This is a genomic window from Streptomyces sp. NPDC048441 (assembly GCF_043200235.1).
GTDB lineage: Bacteria > Actinomycetota > Actinomycetes > Streptomycetales > Streptomycetaceae > Streptomyces.
On the sequence record NZ_JBICXM010000002.1, the window covers coordinates 139,416 to 159,418 of the forward strand.

General features: G+C 69.1%; 17 protein-coding genes. 10 read left to right on the forward strand and 7 right to left on the reverse strand.

Translation table 11 applies throughout. The features are described 5' to 3' along the window. Nucleotides 1-138: 138 nt before the first annotated feature. Nucleotides 139-1,365, forward strand: coding sequence for a glycoside hydrolase family 64 protein (locus ACGFSB_RS04945; protein WP_393394178.1), 1,227 nt, complete (start codon nucleotides 139-141; stop codon nucleotides 1,363-1,365). A gap of 76 nt (nucleotides 1,366-1,441) precedes the next feature. Here the strand turns inward: ACGFSB_RS04945 and ACGFSB_RS04950 are convergent, their stop codons facing one another. The 4 genes from ACGFSB_RS04950 to ACGFSB_RS04965 all read right to left on the reverse strand — a co-directional run bounded on the left by ACGFSB_RS04950 (nucleotide 1,442) and on the right by ACGFSB_RS04965 (nucleotide 5,406). Beyond that, nucleotides 1,442-1,684 carry a chaplin gene (locus ACGFSB_RS04950; protein WP_393394181.1) on the reverse strand — a complete coding sequence of 81 codons (243 nt, stop codon included), beginning with the start codon at nucleotides 1,682-1,684 and terminating at the stop codon, nucleotides 1,442-1,444. Nucleotides 1,685-1,850: 166 nt separating this feature from the next. Further along, nucleotides 1,851-2,867: a LacI family DNA-binding transcriptional regulator gene (locus ACGFSB_RS04955; RefSeq protein ID WP_393394184.1), complete on the reverse strand. Its 1,017-nt coding sequence runs from the start codon at nucleotides 2,865-2,867 to the stop codon at nucleotides 1,851-1,853. A gap of 124 nt (nucleotides 2,868-2,991) precedes the next feature. After that, nucleotides 2,992-4,587, reverse strand: a complete 1,596-nt coding sequence (locus tag ACGFSB_RS04960; protein WP_393394187.1) for a GMC family oxidoreductase — start codon at nucleotides 4,585-4,587, stop codon at nucleotides 2,992-2,994. A gap of 195 nt (nucleotides 4,588-4,782) precedes the next feature. Continuing rightward, nucleotides 4,783-5,406, reverse strand: coding sequence for a YdcF family protein (locus ACGFSB_RS04965; RefSeq protein WP_393394190.1), 624 nt, complete (start codon nucleotides 5,404-5,406; stop codon nucleotides 4,783-4,785). A gap of 128 nt (nucleotides 5,407-5,534) precedes the next feature. Between ACGFSB_RS04965 and ACGFSB_RS04970 the strand changes: the two genes are divergently transcribed. From ACGFSB_RS04970 to ACGFSB_RS04980, 3 genes are read left to right on the forward strand one after another with little or no spacing between them, the layout of a single operon-like run. Further along, nucleotides 5,535-6,533 carry an RNA polymerase subunit sigma-70 gene (locus tag ACGFSB_RS04970; RefSeq protein WP_393394193.1) on the forward strand — a complete coding sequence of 333 codons (999 nt, stop codon included), beginning with the start codon at nucleotides 5,535-5,537 and terminating at the stop codon, nucleotides 6,531-6,533. A 5-nt stretch (nucleotides 6,534-6,538) separates the two neighbouring features. Beyond that, entirely contained in the window at nucleotides 6,539-6,817 is a 279-nt protein-coding gene (locus ACGFSB_RS04975) for a hypothetical protein (RefSeq protein ID WP_393394196.1), read from the forward strand. 12 nt (nucleotides 6,818-6,829) lie between these two features. Beyond that, on the forward strand, nucleotides 6,830-7,285 hold the full coding sequence (locus tag ACGFSB_RS04980) for a DUF6069 family protein (protein WP_393394198.1): 456 nt from the start codon (nucleotides 6,830-6,832) through the stop codon (nucleotides 7,283-7,285). Between the two features lie 52 nt (nucleotides 7,286-7,337). Here the strand turns inward: ACGFSB_RS04980 and ACGFSB_RS04985 are convergent, their stop codons facing one another. Beyond that, entirely contained in the window at nucleotides 7,338-8,372 is a 1,035-nt protein-coding gene (locus ACGFSB_RS04985) for a multicopper oxidase domain-containing protein (RefSeq protein ID WP_393394201.1), read from the reverse strand. A 368-nt stretch (nucleotides 8,373-8,740) separates the two neighbouring features. Between ACGFSB_RS04985 and ACGFSB_RS04990 the strand changes: the two genes are divergently transcribed. After that, nucleotides 8,741-11,155 carry a ThuA domain-containing protein gene (locus ACGFSB_RS04990; protein WP_393395745.1) on the forward strand — a complete coding sequence of 805 codons (2,415 nt, stop codon included), beginning with the start codon at nucleotides 8,741-8,743 and terminating at the stop codon, nucleotides 11,153-11,155. Beyond that, entirely contained in the window at nucleotides 11,152-13,359 is a 2,208-nt protein-coding gene (locus tag ACGFSB_RS04995) for an OmpL47-type beta-barrel domain-containing protein (protein ID WP_393394204.1), read from the forward strand. Before ACGFSB_RS04990 ends, ACGFSB_RS04995 begins: the two co-directional genes overlap by 4 nt. Nucleotides 13,360-13,435: 76 nt before the next feature. Here ACGFSB_RS04995 and ligD read toward each other — a convergent pair whose 3' ends face one another. Further along, entirely contained in the window at nucleotides 13,436-14,449 is a 1,014-nt protein-coding gene (ligD, locus tag ACGFSB_RS05000; RefSeq protein WP_393394207.1) for a non-homologous end-joining DNA ligase, read from the reverse strand. Between the two features lie 165 nt (nucleotides 14,450-14,614). Here ligD and ACGFSB_RS05005 point away from each other — a divergent pair, with 165 nt between their 5' ends. From ACGFSB_RS05005 to ACGFSB_RS05020, 4 genes are all read left to right on the forward strand, one after another. After that, nucleotides 14,615-15,280: a nitroreductase gene (locus tag ACGFSB_RS05005; protein WP_393395748.1), complete on the forward strand. Its 666-nt coding sequence runs from the start codon at nucleotides 14,615-14,617 to the stop codon at nucleotides 15,278-15,280. A 61-nt stretch (nucleotides 15,281-15,341) separates the two neighbouring features. After that, nucleotides 15,342-16,409, forward strand: a complete 1,068-nt coding sequence (locus ACGFSB_RS05010; protein ID WP_393394210.1) for an ATP-dependent DNA ligase — start codon at nucleotides 15,342-15,344, stop codon at nucleotides 16,407-16,409. Between the two features lie 165 nt (nucleotides 16,410-16,574). Further along, nucleotides 16,575-18,368 carry an FAD-dependent oxidoreductase gene (locus ACGFSB_RS05015; protein WP_393394213.1) on the forward strand — a complete coding sequence of 598 codons (1,794 nt, stop codon included), beginning with the start codon at nucleotides 16,575-16,577 and terminating at the stop codon, nucleotides 18,366-18,368. 60 nt (nucleotides 18,369-18,428) lie between these two features. After that, entirely contained in the window at nucleotides 18,429-19,376 is a 948-nt protein-coding gene (locus ACGFSB_RS05020; RefSeq protein ID WP_393394215.1) for a DUF3048 domain-containing protein, read from the forward strand. 1 nt (nucleotide 19,377) lies between these two features. Here the strand turns inward: ACGFSB_RS05020 and ACGFSB_RS05025 are convergent, their stop codons facing one another. After that, a complete protein-coding gene (locus ACGFSB_RS05025) occupies nucleotides 19,378-19,845 on the reverse strand; it encodes a MarR family winged helix-turn-helix transcriptional regulator (RefSeq protein ID WP_393394218.1) in 468 nt (155 codons plus the stop codon). Nucleotides 19,846-20,003: the final 158 nt, after the last annotated feature.

Genomic DNA, 20,003 nt, shown 5'->3' on the forward strand with positions numbered 1-20,003 from the left:
AGGAACGAAGATTCTGAGAGCGCTCTCAGTCACAACTCTTGACGCTCGTATGCGCCGCAGCGACAGTGGTCGCACCGCACGGCCAACCACCCCCCACAGCCGCACGACATCCCCCCACACCATCCCGGGAGACCTTCCGTGATTTCGCGTCGAGTGTTCCTGTCCACCGCAGCCGCTGCCACCGGAGCCCTCACCTACCCCGTCTGGGGAAGCGCCCTCAGCCCTGGCGCCAAGGCCGCCCCCGCGACCTGTGAACTCGCCCTCCAGAACAAGTCGTTGCCCGGCAAGGTGAGCGCCTACGTCACCGGACACGAGCAGGGCACGGACCGCTGGGTCCTGCTGAAGCCGGACGGCGGCGTCTACCGCCCCGATTCGCCCTCGGCCCCGCAGACTCCCCTGCCGGTCGACTGCGCGATTCCGCTCGGTGCGGCGGGCTCCGAGCCGAAAATACTGACGCTGCCTCAAATGTTCGGCGCCCGCGTCTACTTCGTACGGGACGACAAGCTGGACTTCTTCCTCAACCCGGGCCCTTCCCTGGTCGAGCCCGCCTTCGCGACCAAGGAGGACCCCAACTACGGGCGCACCTGGTCGTTCTGCGAATTCACCTTCAACAGCTCGCAGTTGTACGCCAACATCAGCTACGTCGACCTCGTGACCGCGCTGCCGATCGGCCTGACCCTGGAAGGCGACGCCACCCACAAGGTGGCCCCGCTGCCGGACGGAGCCGTCGACAAGATCGCCTCCGATCTCGTCGCACAGCAGGCGAAGGACGGGCAGCCGTGGGGCGATCTGGTGATCCGCGGCGAGGGTGATGACGTACTGCGCGTGATCTCGCCGCAGAACCTCATGGCTCCGTACTTCGACCGGCCGGACGAGATGCCGTTCCGGGACGTGTGGAACAGCTACATCGACAAGGCCTGGGAGAAGTACCAGAGCACCGACCTGAAGATCGATCTCCAGGGCGGCCGGGGCGTGTTCACCGGGCGGGTGAGCGGCGACACGCTGACGTTCAACGGCGGGCACGCCTTCCCGAAGCCGACGTCGAAGGACATCTTCACCTGCAACCACGGGCCCTTCGCCAACAATCCGGACGACCCGGACGACAAGAAGGGGCTGCTTGCCCGGATCGCGGCGGGGTTCAACCGAAGCATCATGCTGACGCACGCGGAGCAGCCGAACGGGGCCGGCGCCGGGGACTACTACAAGGGTGATGTGACCAATCACTGGGCTCGCGTGGTGCACGCCAACTCGCCCATCGGGTACGCGTTCCCGTACGACGACGTCCGGCCCGACGGGGAACCTGACGTGTCCGGGGCCGCGCACGACGGGAACCCGAAGCGCTTCACGGTGAGCGTCGGGTCGTAGCCCGGAAGGGAAGGCTCGTACGGCCCCGTCGCGAAGACACGCGACGGGGCCGTACGCCGTTCAGTGGTGAGGCGTCCTACTTGCAGTTGTTGCCCGCGGCGGGGTTGAGGGCGCCGATGAGGTTCAGGGAGTTGCCGCATGCGTTGATGGGAACGTCGACGGGGATCTGCACGAGGTTGCCACTGAGGAGGCCGGGCGAGTGCGCCACAGTGCCCTCGGCGTAGGCGCCGGGACCCGGGTCGGCGACCGCGGCACCGGCGCCGCCGATGACGGTGACCGCGGCGAAGGCTGCCGCCGCCAGAATTGCGCGCTTGCGCATGGTGTTACCTCCTGATGAGGGGAAGTGCTGCTTCGAGCCTCACCGGGGTGCGGCACGGCGAAAACGCCGGTGAGCCGCGCGGGGCAACGAGGACACTCGTTCGTGGGTAAGGGGGCGGCCTTTCGGCCCTGCGTCGGACGAGCCGGGCCCCTGGGACACAGCGCCCCTACGCCGATCCCCTGCGCACCAGCTCCGTCGGCAGCACGACACTCTCCGTGGGGCCGCCCCGCCGCAGCAGCATCCGTGCCATCAGCCGCCCCATCTCCTCGATGTCCTGGCGCACCGTGGTCAACGGCGGGTCCACCTGCTCGGCCACCGGCAGCATGTCGTCGAACCCGACCACCGCCACGTCGTCCGGCACCCGCCTGCCCCGCTCGCGCAGGACACGGAGCGCCCCCGACGCCGAAAGGTCATTGGCAGCGAAGACCGCGTCCACATCGGGGACACGGTCCAGGAGCTCCCGCATCGCACGCTCGCCCCCCGCCGGAGTGAAGTCCCCCTCCGCGACCAGCTCAGGACCCGCATCCGGCAGGACGTCGCGGAAGCCGTCGAGGCGGTCCACCGCCGATGTCTGGTCGAGGGCGCCCGCGATGTGCGCGATGCGGGTCCTGCCGAGCGAGACCAGATGGCGGACGGCTTCCCGCGCACCGCCACGGTTGTCGCAGTCGACGTACGGTGAGGTCGCCGTCCCCTCCGGCCAGCCGGGACGGCCGCCGAACACCGTCGGCACCCCCGCGCCCCTGATGATGCCGGGCAGTGGATCGTCGAGGTGCAGGGAGAAGACGAGGGCGCCGTCGACGTGGCCGCCCGACAGATAGCGGCCGACCCGCTCATGATCGTCGGGGCCCTCGGTCAGGAGCAGCACCAGCTGGACGTCCCGTGACGTCAACTCCTTGCTGATTCCCCGGAGTTGCAGTGCGAAGAACGGGTCGGCGAAGACGCGGGTCTCCGGCTCGGCGATCACCACGGCGACCGCGTCATGGCGCCGGGTGACCAGGCTGCGGGCCGCGCGATTGGGTACGTAGCCGAGCTCGTCGACCGCGTGTCTGACCTTCTCGGCGAGCGCCTCGCGCACCCCCTGGTCTCCGTTGACGACGCGGGACACCGTGGCCCGCGAGACGCCTGCCAAGGCGGCCACGGCCTCCAGGGTGGGGCGCGGGGCGGCGCTCGGCGGCTCGGTCACCTGGGGCTCCTCGGGGGCGGGGTACTGATGTTCGCCGGTCAGGATACGGCGGACGGGCGGGGCCGAAGGCGGCGCCCGGCGGGCTCACCTCCGGGCAGCCGTCACGATCGCCTCCGTACGTCCGTCACGCTGACCGCCGCGCATCCGCCCTGATCAGTTCCGCCGCCTTCTCCGCGAGCGCCACCGTGGGGGCGTGCGTGTGACCGCGCGTGATCCGCGGCATGACCGAGGCGTCCACGACCCGCAGGGCCTGCGCACCCCGCACGCGGAGAGCCGGGTCGGTGACCGAATCCTCGTCGCTGCCCATCCGGCAGGTGCCGACGGGGTGGTAGAGCGTCTCGGACGACGCCCGGATCGACCGGGCGAGGGCCGCATCGTCGACCGTGCCGGGATAGGGCGCGAGCGGCCCTGACACGTACGGGGTCAGGTCACGGCTCGCGAGGAGCTCCTCGGCGCGGCGCACCCCGGCGACAAGGGTGCGGATGTCGGCCTCGGCCGTCAGATAGCCGGGGTCGATGCAGGGCGGCGAACCGACCCCAGGACCCGTCGGCGTGATCCGGCCCTCGCTCTCCGGCTGGAGCAGCACCACGCCGATCGTGATGCCGTGTTCGGTGGGCGGGGTCAGGCCGTGGTTGACGAAGGGGACCGGCGCATAGATCAACTCGATGTCCGGAGCGGCCAGTTCGGGCCGCGTCTTGATGAAGGCGACGGCCTCGGCGATGTTCGACGTGAGCGGCCCGCGCCCGCCGAGCAGGAAGCGGCCGACGTTGGCGAGGGAGTCCGCGCCGGTCAGCGTGATGGGCTGCGGGCAGTGCGCCGTGACCGTATAGGCAAGGTGATCCTGGAGGTGGCGGCCCACCCCCGGGGACGCGACGCGCGTGGTGATGCCCGCTTTCGCGAGCTCGTCCGGGTCGCCGACGCCGGAGGCCTGAAGGAGCTGCGGGGAGCCGATGGCGCCCGCGCTGAGCAGCACTTCGCGGCGGGCGATCAGCCTCCCGGGGACGCCGTCGGCGATGACGCCTGCCACTCGCGTCCCGTCGAACTCCAGCCTGCGGACCCGCGCTTCGGTGAGGATGTCCAGGTTGCGTCGGCGCCTCGCCGGTTTCAGATAGCCGTCGGCCACGCTCCAGCGGCGGCCGCGGCGCTGGTTGACCGGAGTGAGCGAGAAACCGCTGTGGTCCGGCTCGTTCAGTTCGGTCAGCTCGTGCAGGCCCGCACCGCGGCAGGCGTCGAGGAACGCGGTGGTGGACGGGTTGAGGTCGCGCGGCGGTGAGATCCAGAGCGGCCCGTCGGTTCCGTAGACGCTGTCCGCGCCCGCCGGGCCCGACCAGCGCTCGGCGCGGCGGAAGTGGCGTTCGAACGCGTCGTAGGACCACTCGGGCCCCGCGGCCTCGCCCCAGGCGTCGTAGTCGTCGCGGTGGCCGCGCACCCACATCATGGCGTTCATCGACGACGAGCCGCCCAGCGTGTGGCCGCGCGGCCAGTACAGCTCGCGGCCGTCGAGCGCGGACTGCTTGGCGGTGGTGAAGTCCCAGTCGTACGGCGTCTTGAACAGCTTCGGGAAAGCCGCCGGAATGCGTATCTCGGTCTTGCGGTCACGCGGCCCCGACTCGACGAGCGCCACCCGTATCGCAGGGTCCTCGGAGAGCCGCGCGGCGAGGACGCATCCAGCGGATCCCGCACCGACGATGACGTAGTCGTACACGCTGTCCTTGCTCAACTCGGCTCCCTTGGGCGGTAGTTCGAGGGGTGCTCACAGGTGACGTGTTCGGGCCCCGCATGAATGAGGCGTACAAGGAGTACACCCAACTGCACCCACCGTGCACCTCTGGGCAAAGGGATACCGAGCGGATCCCGGTGTCCTACAGGATCTCCACACGACGACCAGAAGGGCCGACGCGCCGAGAGCGGCCGGCTAGAGCGAGATCTTCCGTTCGGCGGCTTTGAGACCGCGCAGCGTCCAGAGTCCGTACAGAGCCAGCAGCGGTTTGAGGAGGATCCACTCGCCGAGGCGGTAGTCACCCGCCGGCACGAGACGCTCAGCGAGATCAGGGCGCTGCCGACGCACGTACACGCGGACCTTGAGTGCGTGAGCCGGCTGCGAGGCGATCTTGATGCGGTCGACGCCTTCGAGCAGTGGGATCACGTTCGTCACGTTCTCCCATGTCGTCCTGCTCTGGTCCTCGATGAGTACGTGGCCGTCGAATCCGAACGCGGATTTCGCGTAGTCGGCCATCAACTGGGCTTCCGCGGGACCGCTGCCGGTCGCACCGCCACTGAAGATCACCCGGGTGTCGTGCGCACGGTCGGCGGCGATCGACCGCAGCCCGGCACGGACTCGCCACCGGTTGATGACGTTGATCACCGCGTGCGGATTGCGGTAGCCCGGCACCACCACGGCCTCGGACGCACCGTCGACGTTCCCGACGAGTACACCGTCACGGTTCCCGACGAGCGTTCGAGACCAGCGCCGATTCAACCACTCACCCCAGGCCAGGGCAGCAGCCCCGCCCACTACCAACCCCCAGGTCGACCGCATGTGGCAACTCTAGGGGGCTTCGGCGCACCAGAAGACGCTCAGCCATGCCGACCGACCCCGGTGATGAGTTGTCGCGCCCGCACCCGTCATACCTACGACGGGACACGACACGACGGAAGGATGACGTGATGAGTACGGACAAGCAGCTGGAGGAACTGGGCGTGAGCGGGTTGGGCGAGGCCGACGAGCCCGCGTTCTCGGGGCTTGCGGAGCGGCACCGGCGGGAGCTGCACGTGCACTGCTACCGGATGCTCGGGTCGTTCGAGGACGCCGAGGACACCGTGCAGGAGACGTTCCTCCGTGCCTGGCGGCGGCGGGAGACCTTCGAGGGGCGGTCGACCTTCCGGGCCTGGCTGTACCGGATCGCCACCAACGCCTGCCTGGACCTGCTCGCCAAACGCCGCCCGGAGCCCGCGACCGGCGGTGAGGTGCTGTGGCTGCAGCCCTACCCGGACCGCCTGCTCGACGAGCTGCCCGCGGGCGACGCGGACGAGCCGGAGACCGTCGCCGTCGCGCGGGAGACGATCGAGCTGGCGTACCTGGTCGCGGTCCAGCACCTCGCGCCGCGCCCGCGGGCCGTGCTGATCCTGCGGGACGTGCTCGGCTGGCCGGCGAAGGACGTCGCGGAGCTCCTCGGGGACTCCGTCAACTCCGTGAACAGCGCACTGCAACGGGCCCGCGCCGGTATGCGGGAGCACCTGCCCGCGGAGCGGCAGGACTGGACCGGCGGCGAGGAGGACGCAGGGACGCGCGAGCTGGTGCGCCGCTACACCGACGCCAGCGTGGCCACGGACGTCGACCGGCTCGCCACACTGCTGCGGGACGACGTCCGCTGCTCGATGCCGCCCACACCGGGCCTGTACGTCGGCCGCGACACGGTGGTGAACTACTGGACCGAGAGCGGCTTCGAGGGCATGACGGGCCTGCGCGCCGTCCCCACCTCCGTGAACCGGCAGCCCGCCGTCGCCTACTACCTCTGGCAGAAGCCGGAGGGCGCGTACCTGCCGCTGGCGATCGACGTCCTGCGCGTCACCGGCGGGGCGATCACCGAGATCGTCTCGTTCCACGACGACCAGTTCCCGCGGCTCGGGCTGCCGGAACGTCTGCCGGCGGACGGCACGGAGTAGTCCCGATGTGGACGCTCGCGCTGCGCGGCGGCTCGCGTGTCGCGGTGGTCGCGGCGGACTGGCGTGACGCGTTCGGCGTCGTCACCCGCGGGCGGGTGCAGCTGGAGCTGCGCGACGGCGAGCCCGGACCGGTCCTCGGACGCGGCGCCGGGTTCTGGCTCCAGGGCACCGGCGCCCGCGCTCTGCGCAACCCCGGCCGTCGCACGGCGAGGGTGCGCATCGTCACCCCCGGGGCCAGGACCTCACATGCCGGTCAACACACCCGTACGCCAGGTACCGAATGATGGAGGAACGACATGAACAGCACGATTGACACCCAGGTCGCCGCAGGCCCGGCAGCGGTCCTGCCCAGCCGCACCCACCGATTCCGCGGGCTCGCCGGCACCGGCTTCGTTGCCGCGCTCGCAGCGGTGGCGGCCACCACCCTCGCCGCTGCGCTCGCCCGGGCCGCCGGCGTCGGCTTCGAGCTCCCCGACGGTGGTGAGACGATCCCGTTGTCCGGGTTCGCCGTGGTGACCGGCTTCTTCTCGGTCGTGGGCATCGTCATCGCCGTCGCTCTTCTTCGTTGGAGCGCTCTCCCGGCCAAGCGATTCGTGTGGACGGCAGTGTCGCTGACCGCCATCTCGTTCGTCCCGCCCCTCCTCTCCGGGGCAGACACCGCCACCACCGCCGCTCTCGTCGGACTGCACCTCGTCCCCGCGACGGTGATGATCCCCGCCCTGGCGCGGAGCCTGGGCGCCCGGACCGATTGACGATCACCCCGGACGGCCCGAACGAAACGGCCTGGCCGTGATACGAATCGGCCTAGCCGTGATCGTGACCGGACTCCTCGGATCCCTCGGACTTCCCGGACTTCTCCGACTTCTCCGCGGCCCCGGCGGCGGCATGATGCGGCTCGTAGTCCGGGATCGTCCCGTCCGCCTTCTTCACCAAGAAGAGGCCCACCATCCCCATGTCCGAGTGGCTCTGGACATGGCAGTGGTACATCCAGGCGCCCGCCCCCACGCCCTCCCCCGCGATGACCTGGAAGCCGAACGAGTCCCCCGGCCCGGTGATCTTGTCGTCGAGGATCTGGCTCGGGTCGTCGGGGCCGGTGAGCAGGCCCGTGCGGTTGTCCGCCCAGCGGTGACCGTGAATGTGGAACGTGTGGTAGTACTCGCCGTGCGTGATCGAGACGAACTCGACCCGATCCCCCACCGTGGCCTCGAAGTTGGGGCTTTCGTGGCCCGCCTTGTTGTTGATCGTCATGTCGTTGAAGACGATGGTGAAGGTCTTGTCCGGCAGCAGGTCGCCCTTGCGGCGCACGATCAGCGGACCGTAGAGACCCTTGCGCAGGCCGCCGGTTCCGTGGTCGGTGCCCACGACGTGGTCGTGGTAGTGCCAGTAGCCCGCGGTGCCGGGGCGCCAGGTGCCGTCCTTGCGGCGGCCGGGCGCGTGTGTGCGCCAGGTGTAGGTCCGCTTGCCGCCCGGCTCGACATCGCTCCTGGTGTGCTTGGTGCCGTCGCTGGAGATCTCGTAGTCCATGCCGTGGACGTGCAGGCTGGCGTTCACGTCCATCGTGTTCTCGAACTCGATGTGCAGGGTGTCGCCCTCGTTCAGCTCGATGAGCGGTCCGGGGATGGACGCCTTGCCCTTCTCCAGGCCGTAGCCCATTTGCCCGTCGGGCAGCTTCTCGGCGTACATCTTGATGCGGCGCACCTCGCCGCCCGCCGGCGCCGTCCTCGGTGCGCTCTCGGCCGTGCTCGCCTCGGGCGCGGAAGCGAGAGACAACGATGTCACCCCGGCCGTCGCGGCCGCCCCGCCCACGAGCATCCGCCGGTTGAAGCTCCGTCTGTCCATGCCGAACTCCCCACTGCGGTACGGAGACTGACGGGGCGCAGGTAGCCCCCGAGACGGCCACACGGTATCGGGGGGATCTTTGTTTATCCACACTCAGGACAAAGTTAGCGGCATTCCGGTGTTACCTATTGGCGAGTGGCGAAAAGAGGTCTAGCTTCATCCGCGCCTGTTGCTGTGACCGACGAGGGGTGGGTGTACTCATGCGGCTCACACCGCATCAAGAACCGTTGGCTGTACGAGGGTTGAGCAGAGTCAGACGCAGACCGAACCGCCACGAACAGGATCAGCGGTGGAACCGGAGCAAGGCCCGGACCCGTGACCTGATCCGCTCGCGCCGCGCCTGGGCCGCCGCCCTGCTCTCCGGGGCCATGGTCACCGGCGCGCTCTCCGCACAGGCCGCCACCGCGCGGCCCTATCCCGAGCCACCGTTGACAACGATGTCCCTGCCGTCACCTCCCGGCCAGGCGAACGTACGCGTACTCGTCTTCCACGGCTCCGCCGCTGGCGGCGACGAGTCCCCTGTCGTCAACGCGGGTATCGAGGCCATCGAGAAGATCGGCCTCTCAGGACCGGCCGACCAGCGGTTCAAGATCGAGGCGACGGACGACCCGGCGGTCTTCACGAACGAGGCCAAGCTCGGCAAGTTCAACGCGGTCGCCTTCCTGACCGGCGGCGGCGACGTCCTCGACCCCGAGCAGGAAGCGGGCCTCGAGACCTACATGGAGGCGGGCGGCGGTTTCCTCGGCATCCATGACGCGGCCCGCGCCGAGCCGTACTCGAACTGGTTCACCGGCCTGATCGGCGCACGTCCCGCCGACTCCAGCCCGACGAACGTCCAGCGCGCCACCGTCGAGGTCGGCGACCGGGAGAATCCGGCCACCAAGGACCTGCCCCTTCAGTGGAAGCGCCCCGACCAGTGGCTGAACTGGACCAAGAACCCGACCGGTGAGGTCCACACCGTGGCCCGCGTGCGCGAGTCGACGTACCAGCCGGGCGAGAGCAAGAACGGCGCCGACCACCCGGTCTCCTGGTGCCGTGACTACGACGGCGGGCGCTCCTTCTACACCGGAATGGGCGGCACGGCATCCTCGTACGACGAAACCGACTTCCGTCAGCACCTGCGCGGCGCCCTGAACTGGACGACCCGCATCTCACGCGCCGACTGCAAGTCGACGATCACCGCCAACTACAAGGCGCAGCGCCTGACCCAGCCCAACCAGCCGGGCCAGAACGACCAGATCGGCGAGCCGCACGGCCTGGTCACCGCGCCCGACGGCCGCGTCTTCTACATCGGCCGGGGCGGCGCCGACTCCTCGCAGCCGGTCGTCACCGACTGGAACAACCCGGACATCGGCAAGGGCAAGGGCGAGATCCACGTCTACGACCCCAGGACGAAGAAGTCGACGCTCGCCGGAGCGCTCACCATCTTCGGCAACAAGGGCGGCGGCGATGAGCTGATCAAGGTCGAAGAGGGCCTGCTCGGCATCGAGTTGGACCCGAAGTTCGAGCAGAACGGCTGGGTGTATCTGCACTACACACCCCACTCGAAGATCAACCGTGAGACGCACATGGCCGAGCGCTACGTCTCGCGCTTCACGCTCGACCAGGCCACGAACAAGCTGGATCTGGCCAGCGAGAAGGTCCTGCTCAAGTGGCCGGTGCAGATCCACAGCTGCTGCCACGCGGGCGGCGGGATGGCCTGGGACTCCAAGGGCAATCTCTACATCGCGACCGGTGACAACAACTCCTCCGGTTTCAGCGGCGGTTACTCGGGCAACAACCCGCAGCCCAACTTCAAGGGCGTCTCCTTCGCCGACGCGCGCCGCACGGCGGGCAACACCAACAACCTCAACGGCAAGATCCTGCGCATCCACCCGGAGACCGACGGGACGTACACACTCCCCGACGGCAACCTCTTCACCGGCAAGGAGCCGGACGAGGGCGGCGGCAAGACGCGCGGCGAGATCTATGTGATGGGTGTCAGGAACCCGGCGCGCATCTCCGTGGACAAGAAGACCGACACCCTTTACGCGGGCTGGGTCGGTCCCGATGCCGGGGAGCCGTCGACGACGTGGGGCCCGGCGAAGTACGACACGTTCGCCGCGATCACCCACGCGTCCAACCGCGGCTGGCCGTACTGCATGGGCAACAACCAGCCCTACCGCGACCGCAATCTGCCGGACCCGACGAAGCCGCTCGGCTGGTACGACTGCAAGAAGCTCAAGAACGAGTCGCCCAACAACGACGGTCTGGTGAACATCCCGCCGGCCGAGCCGAACAACATCTGGTACTCGCCACAGGGCGGCGGAGTCGACTACCCACGTGACGCGAACGGTATCCCGAGTTACCAGACGTCGGAGCAGAAGACGCTCCTGCCGTGGCTCAAGGGCGGCGGCCAGGCCACGATGAACGGCCCGGTCTACCGCTACGACGCGGCGAGCACGAGCGCCGACAAGTGGCCCTCGTACTGGGACGGCAAGTGGTTCGTCGGCGACTTCTACGACGCCGACCAGCCCCGGCACGCGGTCCTGACCGACCCGAAGACGGTCGGCAGCGGCGGCCTGCCGACCCATGCCGAATCCCTGAAGAAGATCATCCCGATCGGCAACGACGGCATCAAGAACCTCATGGACTGGAAGTTCGCCCCCGACGGTTCGCTCTACGTCCTCGACTACGGCCGAGGGTTCTTCACCTCGGACGCCAAGTCGGCGCTGTGGCGCGTCACTTACTCGGGCGGCGAGGCCACACCGGCCGCCAAGGACCTGGCAAGGAGGGCAGGATGACGATTCCCGCGGTACGCAAGCGAAGACTCTGGACGGCGCTTTTCGCGTCGCTCCTGATGGTGCTGGGCCTGACGTCGACGGCGGCCGGCCAGCCCGACGTCCCGGGCCCGGCGGCGGCCCAGACACTGACCTGGACCGCGAACAACGACATCACCAAGTACGCCTCCGCGCCCACCACGGCGGTCGCGGGCGCGACGACGATCGTCCTCGAGAACAGCGCGGCGACCGGCAACGACACCGGTATGCCGCACACGCTGACGTTCGACGTCTCGGACCCCGAGTACAACAACGACGTACCGCTGAACATCATGGCCAACCCGAACGACGACCAGGGCGGCAAGTACACGGCGGAGGTCACCCTCACGCCCGGCCGTTACCGCTACCACTGCACGATCCCCGGCCACAGCTCGATGCAGGGCATCCTCGTGGTCAGCGAGGGCGGCGGCGAGGACACCACTGCTCCCGAGACGGCGGCCAAGGCCGAGGGACAGACCAACGCCGATGGCGCGTACGTCGGTTCCGCCACCGTCTCGGTGACGGCGACGGACGCGGGTTCGGGCGTCGACAAGACCGAGTACGCGGTCGGGGCCGACGGCGCCTGGCAGCCGTACACGGCGCCCGTGGTCGTCGACCAGGTCGGCACCCACAAGATCCGCTACCGCGCGAGCGACAAGGCGGGCAACGTGGCGGCGGAGAAGGCCGTCGACTTCACGGTGGTCGCGCCGCCGACCGACGACAAGACGCCTCCGGAGACCTCGGCGACGGTGACCGGCGAGAAGAACGACAAGGGCGAATACATCGGGATGGCGACCGTCACCGTGACGGCGTCCGACACCGGCTCCGGCGTCAACAAGATCGAGTACGCGGTCGGCGACGGCGCCGAGTGGACGGCGTACACCGCGCCGGTCATGGTCCACGCGGCGGGCGCCCACAAGATCCGCTACCGCGCCTCTGACAAGGCGGGCAACCAGGCGGCCGAAAAGTCCGTCGAATTCACCGTGGTCACACCGCCGGTGGAGGACAAGACGCCGCCGGAGACCACCGCGAAGGTCGAGGGTGACAAGGACTCGGACGGCGCGTACGTCGGCAAGGCGAAGGTGACGGTCACCGCGACCGACGCCGATTCGGGTGTCGACAAGGTCGAGTACTCGCTCGACGGCGGCCCGTATCTCGCCTACTCCGCCCCGGTCGTCGTCGACCGCGTGGGCCGCCACACGGTGGCGTACCGCGCGAGCGACAAGGCGGGCAACGCGTCGGAGGCGAAGAACGTCTCCTTCACGGTCGCGGAGGGCGGCGGGGTTCCGGCACCCAACTGCGCCGAGTTCGACGAGCGGTCGACTGTCTTCGTCGGCACGGTCGACACGGGCATCCCGAACCGGGTCACCAACAACCGGTGCCGCATCAACGAGTTGATCGAGGACGAGAAGGAGTGGACGTCCCAGGCGCTCTTCCTGAAGCACGTCAAGAGCGTCACGGACAAGCTCCTGAAGGCCGGCGAGATCGACCAGCGCGAGTACAACAAGATCAACCGCGCCGCCAAGCAGTCCGGCATCGGCAAGCCGGGCCAGACCGAGGGCTACCGCAAGATCTTCGACGGCACCCAGGACTCCCTGAACAAGTGGGAGCAGGTCGGCGGCGGCAAGTTCGGCCTGAACGCCGACGGTTCGATCACCAGCAGCACCACCGTCGAGGGCATGGGCATGTTGTGGTTCCCGCAGCGCAAGTACGGCGACTTCTCGCTGAAGCTCCAGTGGCGTGACGACGCACCGGCCAACGGCAACGCCAACGGCGGCGTCTTCGTTCGCTTCCCGCAGGTCCACGACCACCCGGAGGAGCCGCGTCCGGAGTGGGTCGCCATCAAGTACGGGCACGAGGTCCAGGTGCTCGACAAGCCTGACGGCGACATGTACAAGACGGGCTCGATCTACGGCTTCGACCGGGTGGGCCTCGGCGGCGCCGGAGTCACCCCGAAGGGCACGTGGAACGACTACGAGATCAAGGTGGTGGACCAGCACTACTCGATCTACCGCAACGGAGTCCTCCTGAACGAGTTCGACAACACGGGCGGCCAGGACTTCACGCCACCGCGCGGCGACGACCCGGGCACGGACGGGCGGCGGTACTCGTCCGGCTATGTCGGGTTGCAGGTGCATGGGGTCACGGATGTGATCTCGTACCGGGACATCAGGGTGAAGGAGCTGTAGCCGGCGACTTCCTGCACCGGCTTCGGCCCCCGCTCCCCCGGAATGCGCTGTCCGGGGGAGCGGGGGCCGCTGTCACTCACTCCTCATGCCTGGCCCGGCTCGGCTGCACCCGCTTCGGCTCGCCCGGCATCTTCGGGTACTCGGGCGGATAGGGCAGGTCGCCGAGGCCACGGTCCCGTTCGTCCCGGTCGGCGAGTTCGAGGAGCGCGTCCAGGGAGAAGGCGTGCTTCTCCATGTCAGCGTGCACATCACCGACTTGCCCGAACCGCTCCGGCATGGTGCCGATGTCGAAGTCCTCCGGCACCGCGTCGTCGACCTCGTCCCAGCGCAGCGGCGCCGACACGGGCGCGTTCGGCCGGGGCCGTACCGAGTAGGCGGAGGCGATGGTCCGGTCGCGGGCGGTCTGGTTGAAATCGACGAAGATCCGCTCGCCCCGCTCCTCCTTCCACCACGCGGTGGTGACCGCGTCCGGCATCCGCCGCTCCAGCTCGCGACCGCAGGCGATCACGGCCCGCCGTACGCCGGTGAAGTCCCACCGCGGCTCGATCGGCACAAAGACGTGCAGCCCGCGCCCGCCGGAGGTCTTGGGCCACCCCTGGAGCCCGAACTCCTCCAGGACGGCCCGGAGTTCATGGGCGGCACGCACCGCATCGGCGTAGTCCGTGCCGGGCTGCGGGTCCAGGTCGATGCGGAGTTCGTCGGGGTGATCGGGGTCGTCGCGCCGTACCGGCCAGGGATGGAAGGTGAGGGTGTTGAACTGGGCGGCCCAGATGACCGCGGCGACTTCCGTGGGGCAGATCTCCTCGGCGGTGCGGCCGCTGGGAAAGGCGATGGTGCCGGTGGGAATCCAGTCGGGGAGATTCTTGGGGGCGCGCTTCTGGTAGAAGAACTCGCCGGTGACGCCGTCCGGGAAGCGCTGAAGCGTCGTGGGGCGGTCCCGCAGGGCGCGTACGATCCCGTCGCCGACTGCGAGAAAGTAGCGAGCGACGTCCAGCTTGGTGAAGCCCGGCCCGGGAAAGACGACCTTGTCGGCGCTTGAGATCCGCACAGTCCGCCCACCCGCGTCGAGCTCGACCGCTTTACCACCCATGCGGCCACGCTAGGCGTAAGGCGCGAGAGCCGCATACCGGGTGGAAGGTGACACATTGCGGCGGGATCGGCATATGGGTCTGCGGCGTGACAACAATGCCCAGGTCAGGTGCCTTGCCAGGGACAGGTGGAGGGGCTGCCCGGTTGAATGAGAGGACGCGAAGAGGTGGATGTGTATGAGGCCGTGGACAGTCGCCGGGCGGTGCGGGCGTTCAGCGATGAGCCGGTGCCCAAGGAAGTGCTCGAACGAGTGCTGAACGCGGCGACGCGGGCTCCTTCCAGCGGGAACCTACAGCCGTGGCAGCTGTATGTCGTAACCGGCGAGCCTTTGGCCGAACTGAAGAGGCGCGCGACCGGCAGGGCACTGGCGGGAGACCCGGGTGATGAGCGGGAGTATCCGATGTACCCGGCCGAACTGACCTCGCCGTATCTGGACCGCTTCTCCGCTGCGGCGGCCCAGCGGTACGAAGCGCTGAGGATCGAGCGCGACGACCCCGACCGGCCCCAGAAGATCGCTGCCTTGAACTCGGAGGCGTTCGGAGCGCCGGTCGTCTTGTTCTGCTACCTCGACCGGGCGATGGGGCCCGGACAGTGGGGTGACGCGGGAATGTACTTGCAGACGGTCATGCTGTTGCTGAGGGCGGAAGGGCTGCACAGCTGCCCCCAAGTGATGTGGACCATGTACCGCGAGACCGTCAGCCGAACCGTGGGAGCCGATGACGAGCTCGTGCTGTTCTGCGGCATCTCAGTGGGATTTGAGAAAGAAGGCGTGCCACGGCTGCGTACCGGGCGGGCGGACATGACGGAAACGGTGAGATTCATCGGAGTGTGACCGCTGACGGCCGAGATCGCCAGGACAGGCGGGCTGTCTGGACCCCACATAGATTTGAGCCATGGATCTGCCGGTCATGCCCCCCGTCAAGCCCATGCTCGCCAAACCCGTGGCGAAGATCCCCCCGGGTATGCAGTACGAGGCCAAGTGGGACGGCTTTCGCGCGATCGTCTTTCGCGACGGCGATGACCTGGAGATCGGCAGCCGCACGGGCAAGCCGCTGACCCGCTATTTCCCTGAGCTGGCCCAGGCTCTGCTCGAGCGCCTGCCCGCCCGTTGCGTCCTGGACGGGGAGATCGTGATCGCTCGGGACGGCCATCTCGACTTCGACGCCCTCACCGAGCGCATTCACCCCGCCGAGTCACGGGTCCGGACCCTCGCCGAGCGCACCCCGGCCTCCTTCGTGGCCTTCGACCTCCTTGCCCTGGACGACGAGGCTCTGCTCGACGCTCCCCTCACCGACCGTCGTACGCGGCTGACCGAGGCCCTTGAAGGCGTGAGCGCCCCCGTTCATCTCGCGCCCGCGACCATGGACCCGGAGCTGGCCCGGGAGTGGTTCAAGCAGTACGAGGGCGCGGGACTCGACGGCGTCATCGCGAAACCGCCCGACCTGCGCTATCGGCAGAACGAACGCCTCATGTTCAAGATCAAGCACGAGCGCACGGCGGACTGCGTGGTCGCGGGCTACCGCTTCCACAAGAGCGGGCCCATCGTCGGTTCGCTACTCCTCGGCCTGTACGACGACGGGGGCACCCTGCAGCACGTCGGTGTCTGCGCCGCCTTCTCCATGCAGCGGCGCGCGGAGCTGGTGGAGGAACTCGAGCCGCTGCGGCTGGAGTCGGCGTCGGCCGAAGGTCATCCTTGGGCGGCCTGGGGCGACGAGGCCGCGCATGAGACGGCCCGGATGCCTGGTGCGCCCAGCCGCTGGTCGGGCAAGAAGGACCTGTCCTGGGTACCGCTGCGCCCCGAGCGCGTCTGCGAGGTCGCGTACGACCACATGGAGGGCGGGCAGCGCTTCCGGCACACGGCGCGGTTCCGCACCTGGCGACCGGACCGTACACCTGACAGCTGTACGTTCTCCCAGCTGGAGGAGCCGGTCCGGTACGACCTGGCGGATGTGCTGCGCTAGCACTCCGGCCATCCGCACGTCACACCACCCTGCCGCGCCCCCACTCCGGCAGCGCATTCACGCCAATGTTCGGGCCCCCGCCCCCATGCCGCTTCCACGTCCCCGGCGGCGACCGTAAGCTCCTGCGCCTGATACGGGAGTTACCGACGGTAAGGGGTTCTGTCCATGGGGTACTCGGGAGCTGCGGGCAGCACGAGACGGACATTCGTCGCGGGGGCGGCAGCGGCGGGCGGCGTGGCGGCACTGGGAGTCGGGGCCCTACCGGCGGCGGCCGAGGACAACGCCCCGCGAGCGGACGCGGCACGGCAGTCCGTGGCCGTGCTCGGCGGCGGTGTCGCCGGACTCACCGCGGCCCATGAGCTCGCCGAGCGCGGCTTCGCCGTCACGGTGTACGAACGCCGGGCACTGGGCGGCAAGGCGCGCAGCATGGACGTACCGAACAGTGCGAAGGGCAACCGCAAGCCGCTGCCCGGCGAGCACGGGTTCCGCTTCATCCCGGGGATCTACCACAACCTCCCGGACACGATGCGCCGCATCCCGTTCCCAGGGAACGCGAACGGCGTCTGGGACAACCTCGCGGCGCCGCACGAGATGTCGTTCGCGCGCACCGGGCGCGAGGACATCCGGATGCCGATCCCCTGGCCGGGCAGCGAGCCGGAGAAGCTCACCCTGGACGACATCGCGCGTGCGCTCACCGCGCTCCTGGACACCGCGTTCAACCTGCCCGCGCACGAGGCCGCGTACTTCGTGAACCGCGCCCTGGTCTTCCTCACCAGCTGCGACGAACGCCGGGACGACACCTGGGAGTCGACGCCCTGGTGGGAGTTCACGCGCGCCGAGAAGATGTCGAAGGACTACCAGCGCATCCTCGCGATCGGCGTCACGCGCAACATCGTCGCCACCAAGGCCGAGGTGGCGAGCACCCGCACCGTCGGCACGCTCGGCGAGGCCTTCGTCTTCAACGTCCTCGGCCAGGGCGCGGACGGCCCGCCCGACCGGATCCTGAACGCGCCGACGAACGAGGCGTGGTTCGACCCGTGGGTGTCCCATCTGAAGTCACTCGGCGTGGAGTTCCGGATGGGCTGGAACGTGCGGCAGCTCGGCTTCGCGGGCGGTCGCATCACGAAGGCCGTCATCGAGGATCCCGACGGCGTACGCCGCGACATCACCGCCGACCACTACATCCAGGCCATGCCGGTGGAGCACGCGCGCACGACGTGGAGTACGGAACTGAAGGCGGCCGACCCGCAGTTGGCGCGCTGCGACCAACTGAAGACGGACTGGATGACGGGCATCCAGTTCTATCTGACGGAGCGCCCGCCCGTCGTGAAGGGGCACTTCAACCTCATCGACTCGCCCTGGTCGCTCACCGGCATCGCGCAGGCGGGCCACTGGCCGGACCGTGACTTCCCCGCGGACTACGGAGACGGCGTCGCGGTCGAGTGCCTCTCCGTGGACATCTCCGAGTGGGACAAGCCGGGGATCCTGTACGGCAAGACGGCCAAGCAATGCACGCGCGACGAGGTCGCCAAGGAGGTGTGGGCCCAGCTCAAGGCCGCGCTCAACGACACCGGCAAGGTCGTCCTGAGCGACAGCAAACTGCACTCGTGGTTCCTCGACCCGGGCGTCGACGGCATCGGGACGCCGAACCCGACCAACGAGGACGAGCTCCTCATCCACCCGGTCGGCACCCTCCACAACCGCCCTTCGGCCGCCACGAAGATCCCCAACCTCTACCTGGCGGGCGACTACGTGGCCGTGCCGATCGACCTCGCGACGATGGAGGGCGCCAACACTTCGGCGCGACAGGCGGTGAATGCCCTCCTGGAACGCGTCGGTTCGGATTCCAAACCGTGCACGGTGGCCTCCTTGTTCCGCGCCCCGGCGATCGAACTCCTCAAGCGCCACGACCGCACGCGCTACCGGCTCGGTCTGCGCAACGCCCTCGATCTGGGCTGAGGGGCAGAGCTGAGGGGCCGAGAGGCGGGAGAGCAGGGGCGTACGGGGTAGGAAGCCGGTATGGGAACGCGGAAACGGACACGACGCAGGACGGTGGCGGCGGTGGCGGCCGTCGCCACCTTGGGCCTCGCGCCCGGCTGCACCCTGAGCGACACCAGCGGGGGCGACGGGAAGGTGCCGGGCGGCAGCGGAGGGCGCGTACTCGCCGTGAAGATCGACAACGTGGGCCCGGCACGCCCGCAAACGGGCCTTGAGGCGGCGGACGTCATCTACGCGGAGCAGGTCGAGGCGGGTCTCAGCCGCCTGATGGCGGTGTACGCGGGCCGGTTGCCGCCGGTAATCGGCCCGGTGCGCAGCGCACGGGAGACGGACCTGGAGCTGCTCCGGCAGTTCGACGATCCGGCGCTCGCGTTCTCCGGGGCGCAGTCGAAGCTCCTCCCGCTGATCTCGTCGGCTCCGCTGCGCCCACTGTCTCCAGGCAAGGCACCGGGCGACGCCTACTTCCGGGGAGGCGACAAGGTGGCCCCGCACAACCTCTTCGTACGCCCCGAAGCCCTGAAAGCGGACCCGCGCGGGGGCGGCCTGGCCAGCACGGGCTTCCGGTTCGGCCCGCGCCCGAAGGGCGGCACCCCGGAGCGTGAGCGGACCGTCCGCTTCCCGGCGGCGCGGTTCACCTTCGACTGGTCGGCCGAGCGGGGGCGCTGGCTGGTCTCCATGGACGGGCGACAGGCCCGCACGGCCGACGGCAAGACGCTGGGCGCGGCCACGGTCGTCGTGCAGTACGTGAAGGTGCGCGAGTCCCGCTTCCACGACCGCTCGGGCAACAACACTCCCTTCACCGAGACCGTCGGCTCAGGCAAGGCACGGGTCCTGCGGGACGGCCGCGCCTACGACGCGCGCTGGGAGCGGTCGTCCCCGCAGGACGGCACGGAGTTCACCACGGCGGACGGCGGCGAGCAGCTGCCCTTCGCGAAGGGCCAGGTGTGGGTGGTGTTCGCGAAGGCGTGACTCAGCGGCTGTTGACGGGGAGGGGCTCGGCGGGATTGCGGAGCCCCTCGGCCGCTTCGGAGACCCGCTGGATCAGATCGAAGAACACGGTCTGCTCGTCCGCGGAGAGCGGTCCGAGGAAGATCTGGTTCATCCGGGCCGTGCGCACGGTCAGCTTGCGGTGCGTGCGCTTGCCCTCTTCGGTGAGGTGCAGGAGATACCGGCGGCCGTCCTGCGGGTCGCGCACCTTGTCGAGCAGCTCGCGGCGGATCAGGCGGCTGATGACCTCCGCGATGGTGGAGCGGTCGAGGCCGACCCGCTCGCCGACGGTGCGCTGATCGAGACCGGGCTCGGCGACGAGCGCGTTCAGGACGGCGAACTGCGGCGAGGTGATCTCCTCGGAGACCATCGTGTTCCACAGCAGATAGTGCGCCTGCTGCAGCCGCCGGGCCAGGTGCCCGGGGTGGGTGGTCAGGTCCACCGAGGCCATGAGTCCTCCACTGCATCGCGCCTGAGAATTTCTGTAGGTGCACTGAACACTACCCGCCCTTGACGCCTTACGTCACGAGTGGCAGCGTAAGTTCAATCTCGCGTAGATAGTCAGTGCCCTGATTAATTGACGGGCATCGAAGGCCGGGAATCGCAAGC

Excerpts from the sequence above, each read along its gene's own strand:
- ACGFSB_RS04950 (WP_393394181.1), bottom strand. The coding sequence starts at position 1,684 with ATGCGCAAGCGCGCAATTCTGGCGGCGGCAGCCTTCGCCGCGGTCACC.
- ACGFSB_RS04965 (WP_393394190.1), bottom strand. The coding sequence starts at position 5,406 with ATGCGGTCGACCTGGGGGTTGGTAGTGGGCGGGGCTGCTGCCCTGGCC.
- ACGFSB_RS04970 (WP_393394193.1), top strand. The coding sequence starts at position 5,535 with ATGAGTACGGACAAGCAGCTGGAGGAACTGGGCGTGAGCGGGTTGGGC.
- ACGFSB_RS04975 (WP_393394196.1), top strand. The coding sequence starts at position 6,539 with ATGTGGACGCTCGCGCTGCGCGGCGGCTCGCGTGTCGCGGTGGTCGCG.
- ACGFSB_RS04980 (WP_393394198.1), top strand. The coding sequence starts at position 6,830 with ATGAACAGCACGATTGACACCCAGGTCGCCGCAGGCCCGGCAGCGGTC.
- ACGFSB_RS04985 (WP_393394201.1), bottom strand. The coding sequence starts at position 8,372 with ATGGACAGACGGAGCTTCAACCGGCGGATGCTCGTGGGCGGGGCGGCC.
- ACGFSB_RS04990 (WP_393395745.1), top strand. The coding sequence starts at position 8,741 with ATGGTCACCGGCGCGCTCTCCGCACAGGCCGCCACCGCGCGGCCCTAT.
- ACGFSB_RS04995 (WP_393394204.1), top strand. The coding sequence starts at position 11,152 with ATGACGATTCCCGCGGTACGCAAGCGAAGACTCTGGACGGCGCTTTTC.
- ligD (WP_393394207.1), bottom strand. The coding sequence starts at position 14,449 with ATGGGTGGTAAAGCGGTCGAGCTCGACGCGGGTGGGCGGACTGTGCGG.
- ACGFSB_RS05010 (WP_393394210.1), top strand. The coding sequence starts at position 15,342 with ATGGATCTGCCGGTCATGCCCCCCGTCAAGCCCATGCTCGCCAAACCC.
- ACGFSB_RS05015 (WP_393394213.1), top strand. The coding sequence starts at position 16,575 with ATGGGGTACTCGGGAGCTGCGGGCAGCACGAGACGGACATTCGTCGCG.
- ACGFSB_RS05020 (WP_393394215.1), top strand. The coding sequence starts at position 18,429 with ATGGGAACGCGGAAACGGACACGACGCAGGACGGTGGCGGCGGTGGCG.
- ACGFSB_RS05025 (WP_393394218.1), bottom strand. The coding sequence starts at position 19,845 with ATGGCCTCGGTGGACCTGACCACCCACCCCGGGCACCTGGCCCGGCGG.